This is a genomic window from Sinorhizobium saheli, from assembly GCF_001651875.1.
GTDB classification, from domain to species: Bacteria; Pseudomonadota; Alphaproteobacteria; order Rhizobiales; family Rhizobiaceae; genus Sinorhizobium; species Sinorhizobium saheli.
Genome location: NZ_LNQB01000089.1, coordinates 71,022 through 86,136 on the forward strand (window position 1 = coordinate 71,022; position 15,115 = coordinate 86,136).

A 15,115-nucleotide genomic window follows, 5' to 3' on the forward strand; every position below is an offset into this window, starting at 1 on the left:
AGGGCAATCAAACGGGACGTGCACGCTCTCTGGCTCGCCGCACACGATCCTCTAACGTCTTGGTATGCAAGGCATTCGCCTTTGCCATCGCTGCCTATGCGCTCTCGCCCTTGATCTGATCCCCATATTGGCCCCTGAACATTAAAGGGGCACCGATATACGGTAGGCGGATCAAAGGGCGAACGAGATGGGGCGAAAGCCGTTTTCGTCAACAGCGGGTTTGTCCTCCCAAAGGCACATGCTCCCATGAGAGCGGAGACAGACTGGAAAGCAGGTGCTCGGGAACGAAATGTCCGGCGTAGCACAGAGCATAGACGACGCGGCCGGTGTAGATCGCGTTCCGGTGTATGATTGCGGTGACGACCAGATCGAGCGCTGATGCCCTGATCGACAGGTTTTCCTGACTGCGATCGCGGAAACGGCCGAGACGGTGAAGATTGACGGCCCGCACGTGGCTGTTGCGGCTTTCTCCCTTGTTCAATTCCGCAGTCGTTGTTTTTCGGAGTTGCTCGTCGTTGATCCAGTCGAGGGTGAAGATAGTTCGCTCGATCCGGCCCATCTGCCGCAGCGCTTGGGCGAGACCGCTCTGCCTTGTGGTCCCCGATAATCGTTTCAGCATAAGCGAGGCGCTGACGGTGCGGGTACGGAGAGAGGTCATCAGGCGCAGGATGTCGTCCCGGTACGCACGAATTAGATCGGCGTCGACGCGGTCACCCATTACGTTCTGAAGGATGCCATACTGCTTTGCGGGACCGAAGCCATAGAGGCATCGCCCGTCGAGATCGGGAATGCGTGGTACGAAGGCGAAACCGAGTGCATGGCAGAATGCGAAGACAAGATCGCTGACACCGCCACCATCGACATGGTGCCGGGTAACCATCGGAAGAGGAAACGGTATGTGATCCGAACACGGCCGCGAATGGGGCGGCGTGCTGAGCCTCGACCAGCCCGGCGAGCGCTAAGGTGAAGGTCTCCTCCCGAAAATGCCGGATCGCCATCTGCTGGAGCTGGCGACGCATGATGCCGGGGCACGCAAGCGCCATCTTCGAAAACCCCAGATTGGTAGCCTCGGCAATAAGGGCTGCAAAAAACACCCGCAGGTCTGAGGGGGCCGTCCTGTCTGGAGATGCTCGACCCAGGGAGCTGAAGCTGGTCATTCGGTCGATATCGGCCACAAGTTCCGTCAGCCGAATCCGACATGGCTGTCGCCACGCGTTTTGCGAATGCGATGGCGGCTGTCGTTTGGCACTTAACCGTAAGAATGCGGCCGTTTCTTTCTTGGTTGGCATTTAATTTGAGATTCCGTGGGCTGAGAATCTCAATTTAAGTGCAACTGCGAAGACCTCCGCGAGTGGCGCCCGCAGTCCACCATCTCTTCTATAGCGTTGCCGAAGCGGGCTTTGATTCTCGCCCATCATATGGCCACGCAGCATGGAGAGCATCTCCGGCCCAGCTCGCTGGACGATCGCCACACCCGCTAAAAGAGCTGACCGCAAGTGCAGCTGCAAAATCGGACTTGCTGGGGTCGGAAGTTCCCTCGTTTCCATCTTTAGGACATCATCGAGATCAGGAATGATGACGCCGAGGACTCTGTAGCTCACGGTTCGTAGCGATCGGGGAACGACTTTGACCGTCCAGTTCCATAAGCTATCTTATGCGATATGTTATAACGTAACGCCCACACGAGAGCCAGAAACGCTCGTTTCCTGCACCTGCAGGCCGCGTAAAGCCCAATTTCATCAGCCGGACGCGGATATGCTGCTGCGTCGCAGCAAAACGGGTCGGGAGGTCTAACAGTCACAAAACATGCAGCATGAAGATCTGACCCGATCCACTACCCCCCGCTTCGCTCGGAAAGCCGGCGTTTCGGGCGATCTGTCTGGAGCAACGTCGATGGCCACGGCCGTATTCCGGATCTACGACTTGTCGCTTGATCGCTCCTTGAGCAGCCGCAACGCGCACCTAGCGCGCGAACAAGCGATCGCTGTCGATGACTTGCTGGAGTACAACAGCTTTGCTCCCGTCGGTCATGAGGGCGGCCCCTATTGCCTCAACCTCGCATTGGCAGATGCCCGCCTGGCGCTGCAGATCACCACGGAGCAAGGAGTGCATGTGGGGAGGCACCACTTGTCGCTCACTTCGCTGCGTCGGCTGTTCAAGGACTACTTCCTGATCTGCGAAAGCTATAACGATGCCTTGACACGCCCGAACCCGCAAAGGCTCGCAGCGATCGACAGGGGCCGCCGGGCAATTCATGACGACGCCTCGGAACTGCTTCGAGAGCGGCTCGCATCGACTGTGGCTGTTGACAAAAACACTGCTCGGCGGCTGTTCTCATTGCTCTATGCGCTCATCGCGGACCGCTATCCCTCATCGGTTCCAAAAGCGCCACAACCCGGTCTGCGGAAGCTCTGCACCGGTTCCGGAATGGGCATCGACATCTGCATGGAAGCATCGCGAGCGGAGCGACCTCGATGACCGCAGCAGCGTACCGACTGTGCCATGTGACGCTCGATGGCTCGTTCAGCAGTCGCAACGCGCACTTGGAGCGGGAACGCGCCATTGCCGTTTACGACCTGCTCGAGGAAAACGCCTTCATTCCTGTCGGCCACGACGGCGGGCCCTATCGTCTCAGCCTCGCCTTGGCTGGTGCACGCTTGGCGCTGCACATCTCCACAGAGGCGGGAGCGCACGTCATGAGCCATTACCTCTCGCTCGCTCCGTACCGGCGTCTCCTCAAGGACTATATCCTGACCTGCGAGAGTTTCTACGACGCCATACCGCACGCGAGCGCCGCCAGGTTCGAAGCGATCGACATTGGCCGCCGTGCCATTCACAACGATGCCGCCGAGCTGCTGAGGCAGCGGCTCGGCGGCAAGGTAACCGTCGACAGCGATACAGCCCGACGGCTGTTTACGCTGATCTACGTGCTGCTCATGCGAAGGCCCTCGATCGCGCTCTCGAATGATGAAAACGAAGGCCTAGGATCGCGCCGGAAGCTAGCACCCGGTCGCGGTTTGATTACCAGGGAGCATAGCGGATGAGTGTGCTCAGAAGTGTTCGCTTCGAAGCCAATTCGCGCGATGCGGTCCTGCGCAACCTCGATGCGGTCGAACCGAATTGGCGGTGGACGCTTTCTGCCCCTCCGGCCGAGGATTGCTCGCTGAGGTTCGGCCGGCAGTATCTACACTCAAGCTCGATAGTGACCGCCGAACATTCCGTCGGCATTGGCGCCGTTGCCAGACGCAAGGCGGCGCGCGTCAGCCTCTATTTCGTGTTGGCCGGCGCGATGGAAATCGCTGATCGCGCGGCCCGCAAGGTTTTGTCCATCCCCGCCAACCACGTTGCAAGCGCCTGCGAAAGTTCTGCAAAACGTCTGGCCATCGAAGCTCGCAGTTCGTGGTTGGCGTTCCACATTCCCGAGCCCACGCTCAGGCGACACTTTGAGGAGTTGACCGGACGGCCATATGTCCAGGAGTTCGTGCTGCCGGTGACCAGGTTTTGCGAGGGCGATGGGCATGGTCTTTATCAAACCCTCCGACAGGCAGAAGAGGATCTTTCTTCCGCCTCGCCGGAAGAAAGGCCGATGCTCGCAAAAGCGTACCAACAATTGGCGCTGGCGAAGCTGTTTGCGAAGACGCCGCACAACCTCGCCGAGGCATTCGGGCGCGGAACTCTGTCGGATGCGCCAAGGCAACTCCTCAAGGCCGAGGCTTTCATGCGTGAGAACCTGGCCAGCCCGATAACGATAGACGATCTCGCCGGCGCTGCTGGCTGCAGCCCCCGGGCGCTGCAGAGGATGTTCCGCACCTATCGGGGAGACTCGCCCATCGGGATTCTTTGCAGCTACCGGCTGGCTGCAGCGCACGGCGCGATCCGGACCGGCCGAACGGCGAGCATCACTGACTTGGCCCTGAGCCTACAGTTTTCCAATCCCAGCCGCTTCTCGGTTCTCTACAGGAGCGCATACGGCTGCAGCCCCTCGTCCGCCCTGCGTTTGGCACGCGATGAGGCTAAGATGGAGACCGCTGAAAACGACGATACCCGATCATAACCAGCATGCGACGCTGTTTCTGCCGGCGCTTGCGGACGCTTGCGATCACGCATTCGCCTGATAGCGTCCTTCAGAGCCAAACGCTGCTCAATGGCCTCCTCTGGCTGAGGCCACCGCTTGTCTGAATCCGCTTCTAAACTGCCCCTGACATTCGGCGTACCGATATAGATCCGCGGCATCTACACGCCCTTAGATATGTGATCATGCACTTGGCTGGGTAGCTCAGGCGCGCAGACAGCCACCGATCATCAAAGAGCTCAACCTGCGCTGTTCTGCTCAGGCAGAATCAGCAGATCTACGCTGAGTGGCCCACCTAGGGACATGCGACCATACTTTCCCGCGGGGAGTGAGCCATCTTCCCCGCTAACTAGCCCGGTACTACGTACCGGGCATTTTTTTGCATTTGACTGTCTCAACCTGGATTGAAGCTCGCGCAGATCATCGAGTGCGGACGACCTAGTCCGCCTCCGACCCCAGAACCATCGACGACTTCGCCGGGGATGCAGAATGCAGGCCGCGGGCGCTACGGAAGATGCTTCGGCTATCGGGGGGATACCGCGATCTTCTTGACCATTCCTTCGTCGTTCCTGCCCCCGCCCCCGCCCCTTTTTATCACGGCGGTCCCGCACCACTCCTGAGAAATCAGTCCGTGTGCTCGACCAAACTCCATGCGAGCAGATCGCACCGGGGTGCCTTGCGGTTCGCTGCACCCACGTGTCGTGCCAGAGCTCAAGCGCCGCTACTGATCCCAAGATAAAAAATTGCCAGCCCAACAAGGGGAAGCGGGAAAATCGTGTCGCTATCCGTATAGACAGCGCAGGACACATCTTCGTAGTTGGGGCTTTCGTCGACAGCGTGTGTTTGCTGGCGACGCTGTCGGGGGTGGCCACGCTTCTGGGCGCTGGCGCTGTTCGAGCCCTTGAACCCGCGAGTGAAATGATCGCTTCGTCGAAGGTGAACAAGTACCATGCAGCGTGAAGACTCTCGTCCGGCCATTTCGACGACGCTGGTCCCTCTTCAGAACCCGGTATTCCGTTCAATCTGGACGGCCACCCAGATTTCCAGCCTGGGTTGGCTCGTGCAGACAACGGCCATCAGTTGGCTGATGGCGACGATTGGGGCCTCTGATCTGATGGTGGCGCTCGTACAGGCCTCGTCCACGCTGCCCGCTTTCTTCCTGTCCATCCTCGCCGGCGCCATCGCCGACAGTTTCAGTCGGCGGGGCGTGATGCTCGCTGGACACTTCCTGATCGCTCTGGCCTCCCTGACGCTGGCAGTCTCCGTCGCACTGGGCCTCTTCAGCCCATGGCTGATCCTGGGATTGGGTTTCGTGGCCGGATGCGGTTTTGCCCTGAACGATCCGGCCTGGCACGCCTCTGTCGGCGACATTCTCGAGAAGCGCGACATCCCGTCGGCGGTGACGCTGATGTCGGTCGGCTATAACATCGTGCGAAGCACGGGCCCCGCCATTGGCGGCGCGATCCTGGCCTTCTTCGGCCCCCTTGCGGCCTTCGTCCTGGCCGCGCTGAGCGATCTGGTGCCGCTTGCCGCGATCTCGCGCTCGAAATGGCACGTGCACTCGTCTTCGCTGCCACGCGAGCGCGTCACGACCGCCGTTCATGACGGGCTGCGCTTTACCGCAATGTCCTCGTCAATCAAGGCGGCCATCGTGCGCGGGACCTTGTTCGGCGTTGCGAGCATTTCCATCCTCGCGCTGCTGCCGCTGATCGTCCGGGATCATCTGACGGGTGGACCGATCGTCTACGGCGCGCTGCTGGCCGCTTTTGGCGTCGGCGCCTTTTCAGCTGGTCTTAGCAGCAGTTATCTCAGACGGATGGTGCCTCAGGACCGGCTGATCGCACTCGCTTCGATCGCCTGTTCCGCATGCTGCCTTCTGCTTCCGCTGACGACGTCAATCCCCGTTGCGGCGCTTGCACTCGCAATCGGCGGCGCGGGCTGGCTGCTCACCTGGACCGGTGTTGACGTTGCGATTCAGCTGTCGAGCCCAAGGTGGGTCGTCGGCCGGACGCTTTCGATTTACTACGCCTTATCCTACGGCGGCATGGCTGCCGGCAGCTGGATCTGGGGCGCTGTCGCGCAGAACTATTCCTTGACCATCGCATTCGAGGGAGCGGCCGTGGTTCTGCTCCTGGTCGCCGCGGCAGCTTTCGTGCTGCCGATCGAATTGTGGGAAGAATCGGAGAAGGAAGCTTCGGAGTTTGTACCGCCGTCGCTCGCCATCGACTTGAAGCCGAGAAGCGGACCTATCGTCGTCAAAGTCGAATACGCAATAGCGGAGCAGGATCTCGAGACCTTTCTCGAGTGCATGCGCGAGCGGCGGCGCATCCAGAGCCAAGCGGGGGCACGCAACTGGACGCTCCAGCGCAATCTGCTGACCCCCACCCTATGGACGGAGACGTTCCGCACCCCGACCTGGACGGACTATCTCCGCCTGAATCACCGCCTGTCGGCGGCCGATCGCGAACTCGGCGGACGTCTTGCCGCCCTTCAAGATGGGGCGGGCTTCCCTCAGACCGTGCTGGCAATCGAGCGGGCGACGACCTCGGTTCGCGCCCGTAGCCAGCCGATAACACGCGTCTCACGGCCCTGAGGTGTGCTTGAGATGAGGCAGAAGATCGAAGTTCGACAATGCTTGCACTCTGTGTGCGGCCTCGGCTCGTTCGCTGAAACGTCGGCGATTGAGCTGCATCGGCGTTTACCTAAGGAAGTTCCCGGCCTGCGAATGGCATTTTCTCCAGCCTCGCAGGGCCACTCGGCTGCCGTCGAACAGGTCCCGACGGCAGCCACTTTTTCTTCGGTTGTTTGCAATGGTGTCCGTGCCACTGCGTGGCCACTGGCGGCGCCTCGCCAGGACAATCCCCGTGGCGCCGACGTTCGGAAGCGACAGCACAGCGATAAGGACCGGCTCTGGTTTTCGCGTCGAAGTCGGGGGACGAGGTTTTCGACCGTATTTTCCTTTTGCCCAGCCTCCCAGGGCAAAGTGGCTGTCGCCGAACCCGTTCCGGCGGCAGCCACGTCTTGTGTTTCCTCCGACAGGATCGGTCGCGCGGATGTGGTCGACACTGTTCCGAGGCGGGGTGCGCGTTGACCTGCACGAGCACCCCGCCATCCCGGTTTCGTCTTTCAGCTATTTCGCTGGACCCGCCTTTTGGCGGCCGGATGGATGCAGCACACAAGCACGAGCAAGCTGTCGCCATTTTCGACCTCCTGGAAGCCAACAGGTTCGCTCCGGTCGAGCATGGCGGTGGTCCCTACCGGCTGCACCTTGAATTGGCGGACCGGCGACTGGTGATGTCGGTCACCACCGAGACCGGCGCGCTGGTCCTCTGCCATCACCTCTCGCTGACGTCATTTCGCCGACTGCTCAAGGACTACACGCTTGTCTGCGAAAGCTTCACCAACGGCGCGGCACGGCTGCCGCCCGATCGGTTGGAAGCCATCGACATGGGGCGCCGCGCGATCCACAACGAGGCCTCCGCCCTGCTACGCGAACGTCTCAAATCCAAGGTCGAGATCGATGAGGAGACGGCCCGCCGACTGTTCACGCTGATCCATCTGCTGGTTTCGCAGACACTGCCCGCAGGGGTCGATTGAAATGCAGGAACAGTATAGTCGAGCGATGGCAACTCTCCTCCTTCCGGCTGCTGGGACAACACACTGTCCGAACGATTGCTGACGGAAGCACCATCATGCCGGTGAATTTGAACTTGGCCGGCGTGCGGGGGACCGCTCTGGGGCGGCGCATGATTTGAGGAGAAGACTGAATGCGACAGTGGCTGGACAGGCTCACCGATCTCGCCGCGATACCTGGCGATGAACGGATTGTGAAACACGGGCTTGCGAATTTCACCGAGGAGATGGGCTTTGTTGGCTATGCCTATGTCAATATTCTCTCAAGCCACGTACACATCGTCTCAAACTACGGACCGGAATGGCAGTCCGAATATACCGAACAGCATTATTTCGAGATCGACCCCGTGGTGCGTCGCGCCAGAGCTCTGAAAGGGGCCTTCACCTGGAGCGGTGAACGAGAGAGGTCACAATTGACCAAGGAAGAGCGCTCATTCTACGCGCACGCAGCCGATTTCGGCATTCGCTCCGGTGTGACGATCCCCATCAGAGCGGCGCATGGCACGCTTGCAATGTTCACTCTTGCCTCGGGGAAGCCGGAGAGCGAACTCAGACAGGGACTGGACCCGTTGGCCGCCGCGGCGGCAGTTGGACAGTTGCACGCCCGCATCAGCTTTACCGATCTGGCGCCAACCGTCCCCCAACCCGAGTTCTTTGATTCCAAGGCGGCCACCTATCTTTACTGGCTTTCCGAAGGCAAGACAAAGCAGGAAGTGGCAGACCTCGAGAATGTCACCTATGGCAGCGTGCGGTCAAAGCTTCGATTGGCGGAAAAGCATCTCAAAACCGGCAATACGATGCACCTTGTCGCAACAGCCATTCGCAAGGGCCTGATCTGAGACTTCAGTTCGCCGGCACCTTCGGGATATATCCGAGGATGTTGATCAGCGTGTTCGTCGCATATAACTGGGCGTGCATCTCCATGCAGGCTCTGATGTAGTCGAGATGCTGCGCGCTGCCGACCATTTCCGGAATCTTGTCCCCCTCCGGCAATGCCTGGAAGAGTTGATCGGCCTTGTCGGCCAGGATCCGGTGGGTTCGAATGGCTTCTACGGTCAGAAGTTCCAACTGGGGCGTTGGAAGTCCCTGAGTGAGCCCGAACAGGGCGCGAATTTCAGGTTTCGATTGCAACGCGGCTGTTTCCGATCCCATTTCCACTCTCCCGGCTTGTCCGCGGTGCGCCCCCGCAGACGTTAATCCCTGATCCCAGCCGGGGGTTGGAAACTGTACCTGGACAGTCCTGCGACCTTTAGCACCGGAGCACCTGGACATACGTCACAGGCCCCCGGCCGAAGGCCAGAGGATTCTGATGCCGGAACGGCCGGCATCAACCGCCAGATAGAGGTTTCCACACCCCGGGACAGCGCGTACTGTCCTACCCGCCCTTATAGAGGGCGGGATCAATTTTCGCCAGTGCAAACAGGCGGATAATTGCCATCCGCACCGTGCAAATCTGCATCGGTTCCACGATCATTTTGCCTCGATGCCGGAAAGATCGATGCGGATGCCGGCCTTGTTGGGATCACCCTGCAATGGGGGATCGTCTGCCGGTTCGCGTTCTGCTTCATCACCGGGCCCGTCCGACATTCCATCACCCGCTTTCACATCCTCGCTAGCGCCGGGTTCAGCCCCTTCGACCCTCCCCGGATCCGGCGTCCGGAACACCGCCTCTCCCTCGAAAAACCCCGTCTGCCAGGCGAGGATCGCGTCGTCGAGCACCTCGGGCGGCACATCCTTGCCCGAGGGAATGCCATACCACTTCATGACGATGCGGTGGACCTTGGCGAAGAGCGCCGTGCCCATGCGGAGATTCTTGCAGGCGTCGACGAGGTCGGGTTTGAGTTCGCCCGCCTGCATGATGCCGAGACCGGCCGGATATTGGGCGATTCCGACCCGCACGGTGTTGCGGCCGATATGCTGGCGGATGAGCTCCATCGCCGCCTCCGGTGTCGTCGGCTTCGGAACGAGCACGACGCGGTTTCCGGAGCGGACGGTGATAGCGAGCGGATCCTCGGACCCGGCCCGCTCGACGAAGGCCTCGACGATGGCGGGCTTGAGGCTGGGATCGCTGCATTTCTGTATGAGGGCGGCGTCGACCATTGCTGTCTCCGTTATGTGTTGAAGGCCGTGACGACGGGCACACCAAAGAGCCTTGCCCAGGCGATGACGCTCGCCTTCTGGATGGCAACGATCGACGTACCCTTGGTCCACCAGCCATTGCCGGCGGCGACGATGATCTCGGGGCGATGCAGCATCGACTGCAGGACCGGCCAGAGGATGAGCTGCTCGTAGCAGATCAGCGGAGCGATCCTCATGCCGTCGAGGCCGACCACCGGATTGACGAAGAAGTCAGCATGCGCGCCGCCGCCCTCGCCGGTCCATCGCAGCCATGGCTGCCACATCGACACGGGCACCGGCATGCGTTCGCGATAAAAAATCCGCGCGCCGTCTTCCGAGACCGCGACCAGGACATTGTCGTAGCCTTGCGTGTCGATGACGACCGCGCCGGCGATGACGATCATGCCGGAGCCGCGCAAGCCCTCCTGCCAGAGCCGCGCCACCGTCGGCGTCCAGAAGCCGAGAGCGCTTTCGGGAAGGACGACAAAGCGCGTTCCGTCGCGAGCGTGGCTCCGAACTGTGGCAATCAGGACTCGGTGGCGGTCAAATGAGGTGTCGCGTCCAAGGGTTTCGCCCAGTTTCAGATCGACGCCCTTCCACCCCCCGGCTAGGCTCGGTTCTGTCCACGTTGCGGCGGACCAGAGCCAGAAACCTGTCAGGATCGTGAGTGCAGCCGGCCACAGCCTCGTCGTCATAGCGAGGAGGCCGGCGGTCGCGACAATCACCCCCCACCATCCCCAGCCGGGAAACAGGATGCCGGCGGCCGTCAGCGGATGCGCCCAACCGACGATCCCGAACGGCGGCAACCCCATCAGAACCAGGACCAGCAGGTAGCGTGCTGGACCTTTCCACTGCTCCCGCCCCTTTTCCGGTTGCCCTGACCAGAGCGCCGCATGCGCCAAGACGAAGCAAAGCGAGGCAGCCAGCCACAGCAGCAGCCCCGGCCAGAGATCGGCGGTGTAGAAGTTCGCCACCCCTTGCGGCAGGCCGCGCGACGTCGCGAGAAAATAGCCTGCGGATAGAGCGGCCGCGGTGAGTCGTGAGGGCGCGCGTGCCCAGAGAAGCGGAAAGGTCATCGCAACCGGCAAAGCCAGCGGATAGCCGCTCCAGGCGGTCCAGCCGCAGGTGATGGCGGCAAGGATCAGCAAGAGCGCTCGGACACGGTCACGGATCAAAGGTGAAGACCGGCCGGGCGCAACCAAGAAGCCCCTTGACGGGGATCGGGCCGAAATATCGGGAGTCATAGGAGCTCGCAAAACTGGAGTGGAGAAAGAGATGCCCTGGCGGCACCACGTTGCCGGAAAAGGCAGCCATGGCCCTGCCCTCCCCGTCGAAAGCGCGAAGCTTGGAGTCCGGGAGAGGCCGACCGTCGATGACGACGTCAGCGCCGACATCGACATGATCGCCGGGAAGCGCCGCGACCGTCTTGATCAGCGGCGCGAAACCGCCAGGACAAAGTCCGCGGCGTAGATAACCTCGGTCTCGAGCCTGTCTGAACGGCTCTGTATCCGGTGGGCAGATGAAGACAAGATCGCCGATTTGAAGCGGCCGCTCAGCCTTCACGATCCGCCACAGGCCGAGCGGCTCGCTCGGGGTGAAGTTCAGCCGGTAGCCGCCGATGAACCCCGCCAAGGTCATACCACTCAGCACGATACCAGCGACGCCGAGAAGACGGACGCCACGCTTCGTCATTGCTTCAGCACCGGCGTCTGGCGCTGCGAGAGCGCCAGGTCTTCCGTCTGCTTCAGCGACATCACCGTCCGTTCATGAGCGGCGAGTTGCTGGGCGGTGCGCATCACCGGCCAGGCCTCCTTCAGCCGCTCTTTTTCCTCAGGCTTCATTCCCTCTGCGAGCTTGTCGAACAGCTTGCCCGAGGGCTCGCGCGCGGCATTGGTGAGCAGGCTGCGCTCACCGAACCGCTCCGTGACAGCCTGGTTGAAGCGATCAATCTCGAGCTTGGTCTCGCGATTGCTGATCGCGAATCCAAGTGCTGTCGGCAGGTCGTTACGGTCGATTGCATCGCGCACACGCTCAAGCACCGTCAGTGCGGCGGGCGACAGTGCCGGAATGTCGATCGACACACGGTGGCGCAGCGCCTTCTCATTCGCCTCGAGCCGCTGAACGGCTGACTCACGCATGGCGAGATAGCGCTCGAGGTCGCGCTTCAGCGCCGGGAGATTGACCTCGGCGATGCGCCGCGCCTCTTTCTCGGTTCTACTCGCAAGGACGCCCCTCTTGCCCTTCAGCGCCCCAATCGATGCCGACTCAAGCGCAAGCTTCTCAAGGGCCCGGCGCGCCATGTCCTTGTCGGCGATGACCGCATCAAAGTTCATTGCGCGGAAAGCGGCTTCCGGATCGGCAAAAACATAGCGGAAGCGTGCTGACACCTCTTCCCATTGTTTTTTCAGGGCCGGATCGGCGTCGAGCTTCTGAGCGACTCTTTCGTCGGGCGTGGTGGTAAACTGCGTAATGCCGGCGACCATCGGCCGGGTCTCCTTGCTTGTTTGCGTTAGGGGTGATTGCCGCAGGCCGAGACGCTCTCCGACGGCGCGCAGGCGCGCCGCAAGATCGGCCAGCTTGGAGCTCTGGCGCAGCGTCCAGTCGAGCCGATCGCGCATCAGCGTCCGGGCGACCTGGACGATGTGCAGCCCGCGGCTTTCGGCGAAACGCAGCGCATCGCGGTAGAGCAGGCCATGCGCATAGTCGAGCGTCGTTTCCTTGGCGTTTCGCCGTGAGAGGACCTGCTCAAGACCTCCATTGAAGGCGAAGGATTGGCGGCCGTAATAGAGCTGCAGATCCTCGCGATGGCGGGTCAGCGCGACATAGGTCAGGTGGCGATCGAGCGAGAGTGAGGCCAGCACCTTCACCCGGTCGACGGTCGCGCCTTGCGACTTGTGGATCGTCGTTGCATAGCCATGGTCGAGATTGTTGTAGAACCGGCTTTCGACCGCGACCTGCCGGCGATGTTCCCCTTCGCCGATCTCGGCGACGATACGGTTCTGAGCCGCTTCCACGACCTTGCCCAGCATGCCGTTCTTGACGCCGAGCGAGCCTTCGTTCTTCAGGAAGACGATCTGGTCGCCAGCGGCGAAGTTGCGCATGCCTTCAGCCGTCCGGAAGCTTTCCCCCTCCCCGACGATGCCGCGCCCGACCAGTTTCGCCCGCGCCATGTCGTTCAGCATGCGCACGTCGCGGCGCAGATGCGCGAGGATGAGCGTGGTCCTGGATCGATCGTAGTTACGGTCCCAGTCGGCGATCAGGTTGTCGATCGCCTCGGCCTTGAGTTCCGATCCGAGCACCCTGCCCTCGGTCCGATAGGCGGCCAGAGCCTGCCCGACATTCCCGCGCGCGAGATCGAGCGAGGCTTTACGCATCCAGTGCTCGCGCTGGCGATAGATGGTCTCGAGTTCGGCGTAACCGATCCGGTCGGCAATGGCGCGGAAGGCGGCGCCCGCCTCGATCGGCTGCAGCTGCTCGGGATCGCCGACAAGCACGAGTTTCGCGCCCGCCCTGGCGATGGCTACGACGAAGCCGGCCATCTGCCTCGAGGCCACCATGCCCGCCTCGTCCATGACGAAGACGGTCTTCGCATCCAGCACGTCACGGCCACCTTTCCAGCGCAGCTCCCAGGAGGCGAGCGTCCGGCTTTGGATACCGGCTTCCTTCTCCAATCCCTCGGCCGCCTTGCCGGCGAGTGCACCGCCGACGACGCGATATCCGGCCGTCTCCCAGGCTTCGCGCGCCGCCTTCATCATCGTGGTCTTGCCGGCGCCCGCCCGACCGACGACCGCGGCAATCCGCGCCGGACCGGCGACATGCTCGATCGCCGTCTTCTGCTCCTCCGACAGGTGTCGATGGCGCGCGAAAGTCGCCTCCAGCATTTCCTTCCGGACACCATGCGATGATCGCCCCGAGAGCCAGACCGCGCTGCTGGCCATCTCCGCTTCGAGCCGGATCAACGCGCGCGTCGTATAGCGCGCCGGCACGTTCTCCCCGTTCGAAAATGCAATCGTGTCGCGCTGCAGGCGCAGCGTGTCAGGGCTCTGGATGATGCGCGCCAGCAGCTGCCGAAACAGACCGGGATCGTCGACATAGCGATGCAGGACCTTGGCGACGTCGCGCTCGTCGAAGACGCTCTTCTCGCGGGTGACGAGATCGAGCACGATTTCCGGGCGGCGGAGAATGCGACGGGCATTTTCCGCGCGCCTGATCTCGTTGAGCTCCAGCCGTTCGAGCTCCGGCCGCGTTCGCTGGATCTTCGCCTTGCGCTCGATCGCCTTGGCGCCGACGCCGAGATGGATGGTCGGCACGAGTTCGATGCCCTGCTTTTCGTAGGAGCGGCCATCAACCCTGAGCGAGACGCCGTTCAGGGCCAAGTGATGGTTCTGGCGCTCGAACCAGCCGTCGCGAAGCACATTGAACTCCGCCGTGCCCCCTGCCCAGGGCTCGTAGATCATCCTGCCCATCTTGGTCTTGAGCGGCCGACCGTCTTCCCCGAGAACCGCAACCTTCTTCGCGCCAAACCCCTCCTCCGTCAGCGGGCGCAAGGTGGTCATCAGGTGGATGTGCGGATTGCGCGCGCCAATCCGGTTCTCATCGTGAGGAGAACCAAAGGCATCGGCGCCACTCGAACTGCCATTGTCGTGATAGACCCAGTCGGCGACCATGCCTTTTGCCAGCACGTGTTTTTCCACGAAATCGCGCACCAGCGCGATGTTCTGCTCGGCCGTCAGTTCCAGCGGCAGGGCGATGGTCAGGTCCTTGGCGAGCTGCGCGTCGGCGCGTTTCTCGAAGGCCTCGACCTTGTTCCAGAAGGCTTCAGACGCGCCGGCAATCGAGCGGTCGGCGATCAGTTTCCGCGCCCAGTCCGGCGCACCTTCGGGAATGCGAAACTCCTCATGCAGCAGGCCTTCTTTCCGGGTGTAGTCGATGGTGCGGGCCTCGCGCTCATAGTCCATGCGGGCGCAGTGCCGGTAGGCCGCCGACAGCACGGCGCTGCGGCCGTCGCCGCGGCTGACGATGCTGACGGAGAAATGGGGGATGGCCACGGCGACAAAGCTCCAGATCGTTGAACGATGTTCGTCGGGAGCGGCGGCCCAACCCTGGCCTTTTGGCAGGGCGCTAGAGCAACACGTCGCATCAGCGACGTATAATTGCGCCCTTGGATCCGCTCTCGTCGAGCGGCGGGATGATGGCCCAAAGTGTCGGCCTTGCCGACGTGCAGATTTGCACCTTTCCCTGAACAGGCATCCGGAGGAGTCTTGGCACCGTGAGCGAAGCGCCCAGGACCAA

At 61.9% G+C, this 15,115-nt stretch carries 12 protein-coding genes and 1 pseudogene; 6 read left to right on the forward strand and 7 right to left on the reverse strand.

The window, feature by feature from the left end; genetic code table 11:
• Positions 1-208 precede the first annotated feature (208 nt).
• Together ATB98_RS30595 and ATB98_RS30600 are read right to left on the reverse strand one after the other, a co-directional pair.
• On the reverse strand, positions 209-880 hold the full coding sequence (locus ATB98_RS30595; RefSeq protein WP_407695299.1) for a Tn3 family transposase: 672 nt from the start codon (positions 878-880) through the stop codon (positions 209-211).
• 52 nt (positions 881-932) lie between these two features.
• Positions 933-1,289: pseudogene (locus tag ATB98_RS30600) on the reverse strand (Tn3 family transposase); the annotation flags it as partial.
• Positions 1,290-1,893: 604 nt separating this feature from the next.
• Here ATB98_RS30600 and ATB98_RS22880 point away from each other — a divergent pair.
• The 6 genes from ATB98_RS22880 (at position 1,894) to traR (ending at position 8,544) form a co-directional block, all read left to right on the forward strand.
• Complete coding sequence (locus ATB98_RS22880) at positions 1,894-2,478, forward strand: UPF0262 family protein (protein ID WP_066877792.1); 585 nt, start codon at positions 1,894-1,896, stop codon at positions 2,476-2,478.
• Positions 2,475-3,044 (forward strand): UPF0262 family protein, encoded by a 570-nt coding sequence (locus ATB98_RS22885; RefSeq protein ID WP_066877793.1) that lies wholly within the window; start codon positions 2,475-2,477, stop codon positions 3,042-3,044. Before ATB98_RS22880 ends, ATB98_RS22885 begins: the two co-directional genes overlap by 4 nt.
• A complete protein-coding gene (locus tag ATB98_RS22890) occupies positions 3,041-4,054 on the forward strand; it encodes a helix-turn-helix transcriptional regulator (protein ID WP_066877794.1) in 1,014 nt (337 codons plus the stop codon). Before ATB98_RS22885 ends, ATB98_RS22890 begins: the two co-directional genes overlap by 4 nt.
• A 967-nt stretch (positions 4,055-5,021) precedes the next feature.
• Positions 5,022-6,665 (forward strand): MFS transporter, encoded by a 1,644-nt coding sequence (locus tag ATB98_RS22895; RefSeq protein ID WP_066877795.1) that lies wholly within the window; start codon positions 5,022-5,024, stop codon positions 6,663-6,665.
• Between the two features lie 494 nt (positions 6,666-7,159).
• Complete coding sequence (locus ATB98_RS22900; protein WP_084435722.1) at positions 7,160-7,669, forward strand: UPF0262 family protein; 510 nt, start codon at positions 7,160-7,162, stop codon at positions 7,667-7,669.
• Between the two features lie 170 nt (positions 7,670-7,839).
• Positions 7,840-8,544, forward strand: a complete 705-nt coding sequence (gene traR, locus ATB98_RS22905; protein ID WP_066877797.1) for an autoinducer-binding transcriptional regulator TraR — start codon at positions 7,840-7,842, stop codon at positions 8,542-8,544.
• Positions 8,545-8,548: 4 nt separating this feature from the next.
• On the opposite strand, the gene ATB98_RS22910 is transcribed toward traR, so the two are convergent.
• From ATB98_RS22910 to traA, 5 genes are all read right to left on the reverse strand, one after another.
• On the reverse strand, positions 8,549-8,857 hold the full coding sequence (locus tag ATB98_RS22910; RefSeq protein WP_066877798.1) for a transcriptional repressor TraM: 309 nt from the start codon (positions 8,855-8,857) through the stop codon (positions 8,549-8,551).
• A gap of 318 nt (positions 8,858-9,175) precedes the next feature.
• Positions 9,176-9,805, reverse strand: a complete 630-nt coding sequence (locus ATB98_RS22915; RefSeq protein WP_066877799.1) for a TraH family protein — start codon at positions 9,803-9,805, stop codon at positions 9,176-9,178.
• Positions 9,806-9,816: 11 nt separating this feature from the next.
• Positions 9,817-10,971 carry a conjugal transfer protein TraB gene (locus ATB98_RS22920; protein ID WP_066877804.1) on the reverse strand — a complete coding sequence of 385 codons (1,155 nt, stop codon included), beginning with the start codon at positions 10,969-10,971 and terminating at the stop codon, positions 9,817-9,819.
• A 16-nt stretch (positions 10,972-10,987) separates the two neighbouring features.
• Entirely contained in the window at positions 10,988-11,515 is a 528-nt protein-coding gene (gene traF, locus ATB98_RS22925; RefSeq protein WP_066877806.1) for a conjugative transfer signal peptidase TraF, read from the reverse strand.
• A complete protein-coding gene (traA, locus tag ATB98_RS22930; protein ID WP_066877807.1) occupies positions 11,512-14,871 on the reverse strand; it encodes a Ti-type conjugative transfer relaxase TraA in 3,360 nt (1,119 codons plus the stop codon). The genes traF and traA overlap by 4 nt, the downstream gene beginning before the upstream one ends.
• Positions 14,872-15,115 lie beyond the last annotated feature (244 nt).

What these genes read in the sequence shown, in the direction of transcription:
- ATB98_RS22910 (WP_066877798.1), bottom strand. Translation starts at nt 8,857, where the DNA reads ATGGGATCGGAAACAGCCGCGTTGCAATCGAAACCTGAAATTCGCGCC.
- traR (WP_066877797.1), top strand. Translation starts at nt 7,840, where the DNA reads ATGCGACAGTGGCTGGACAGGCTCACCGATCTCGCCGCGATACCTGGC.
- ATB98_RS30595 (WP_407695299.1), bottom strand. Translation starts at nt 880, where the DNA reads ATGGTTACCCGGCACCATGTCGATGGTGGCGGTGTCAGCGATCTTGTC.
- ATB98_RS22895 (WP_066877795.1), top strand. Translation starts at nt 5,022, where the DNA reads ATGCAGCGTGAAGACTCTCGTCCGGCCATTTCGACGACGCTGGTCCCT.
- ATB98_RS22915 (WP_066877799.1), bottom strand. Translation starts at nt 9,805, where the DNA reads ATGGTCGACGCCGCCCTCATACAGAAATGCAGCGATCCCAGCCTCAAG.
- ATB98_RS22890 (WP_066877794.1), top strand. Translation starts at nt 3,041, where the DNA reads ATGAGTGTGCTCAGAAGTGTTCGCTTCGAAGCCAATTCGCGCGATGCG.
- ATB98_RS22885 (WP_066877793.1), top strand. Translation starts at nt 2,475, where the DNA reads ATGACCGCAGCAGCGTACCGACTGTGCCATGTGACGCTCGATGGCTCG.
- traF (WP_066877806.1), bottom strand. Translation starts at nt 11,515, where the DNA reads ATGACGAAGCGTGGCGTCCGTCTTCTCGGCGTCGCTGGTATCGTGCTG.
- ATB98_RS22880 (WP_066877792.1), top strand. Translation starts at nt 1,894, where the DNA reads ATGGCCACGGCCGTATTCCGGATCTACGACTTGTCGCTTGATCGCTCC.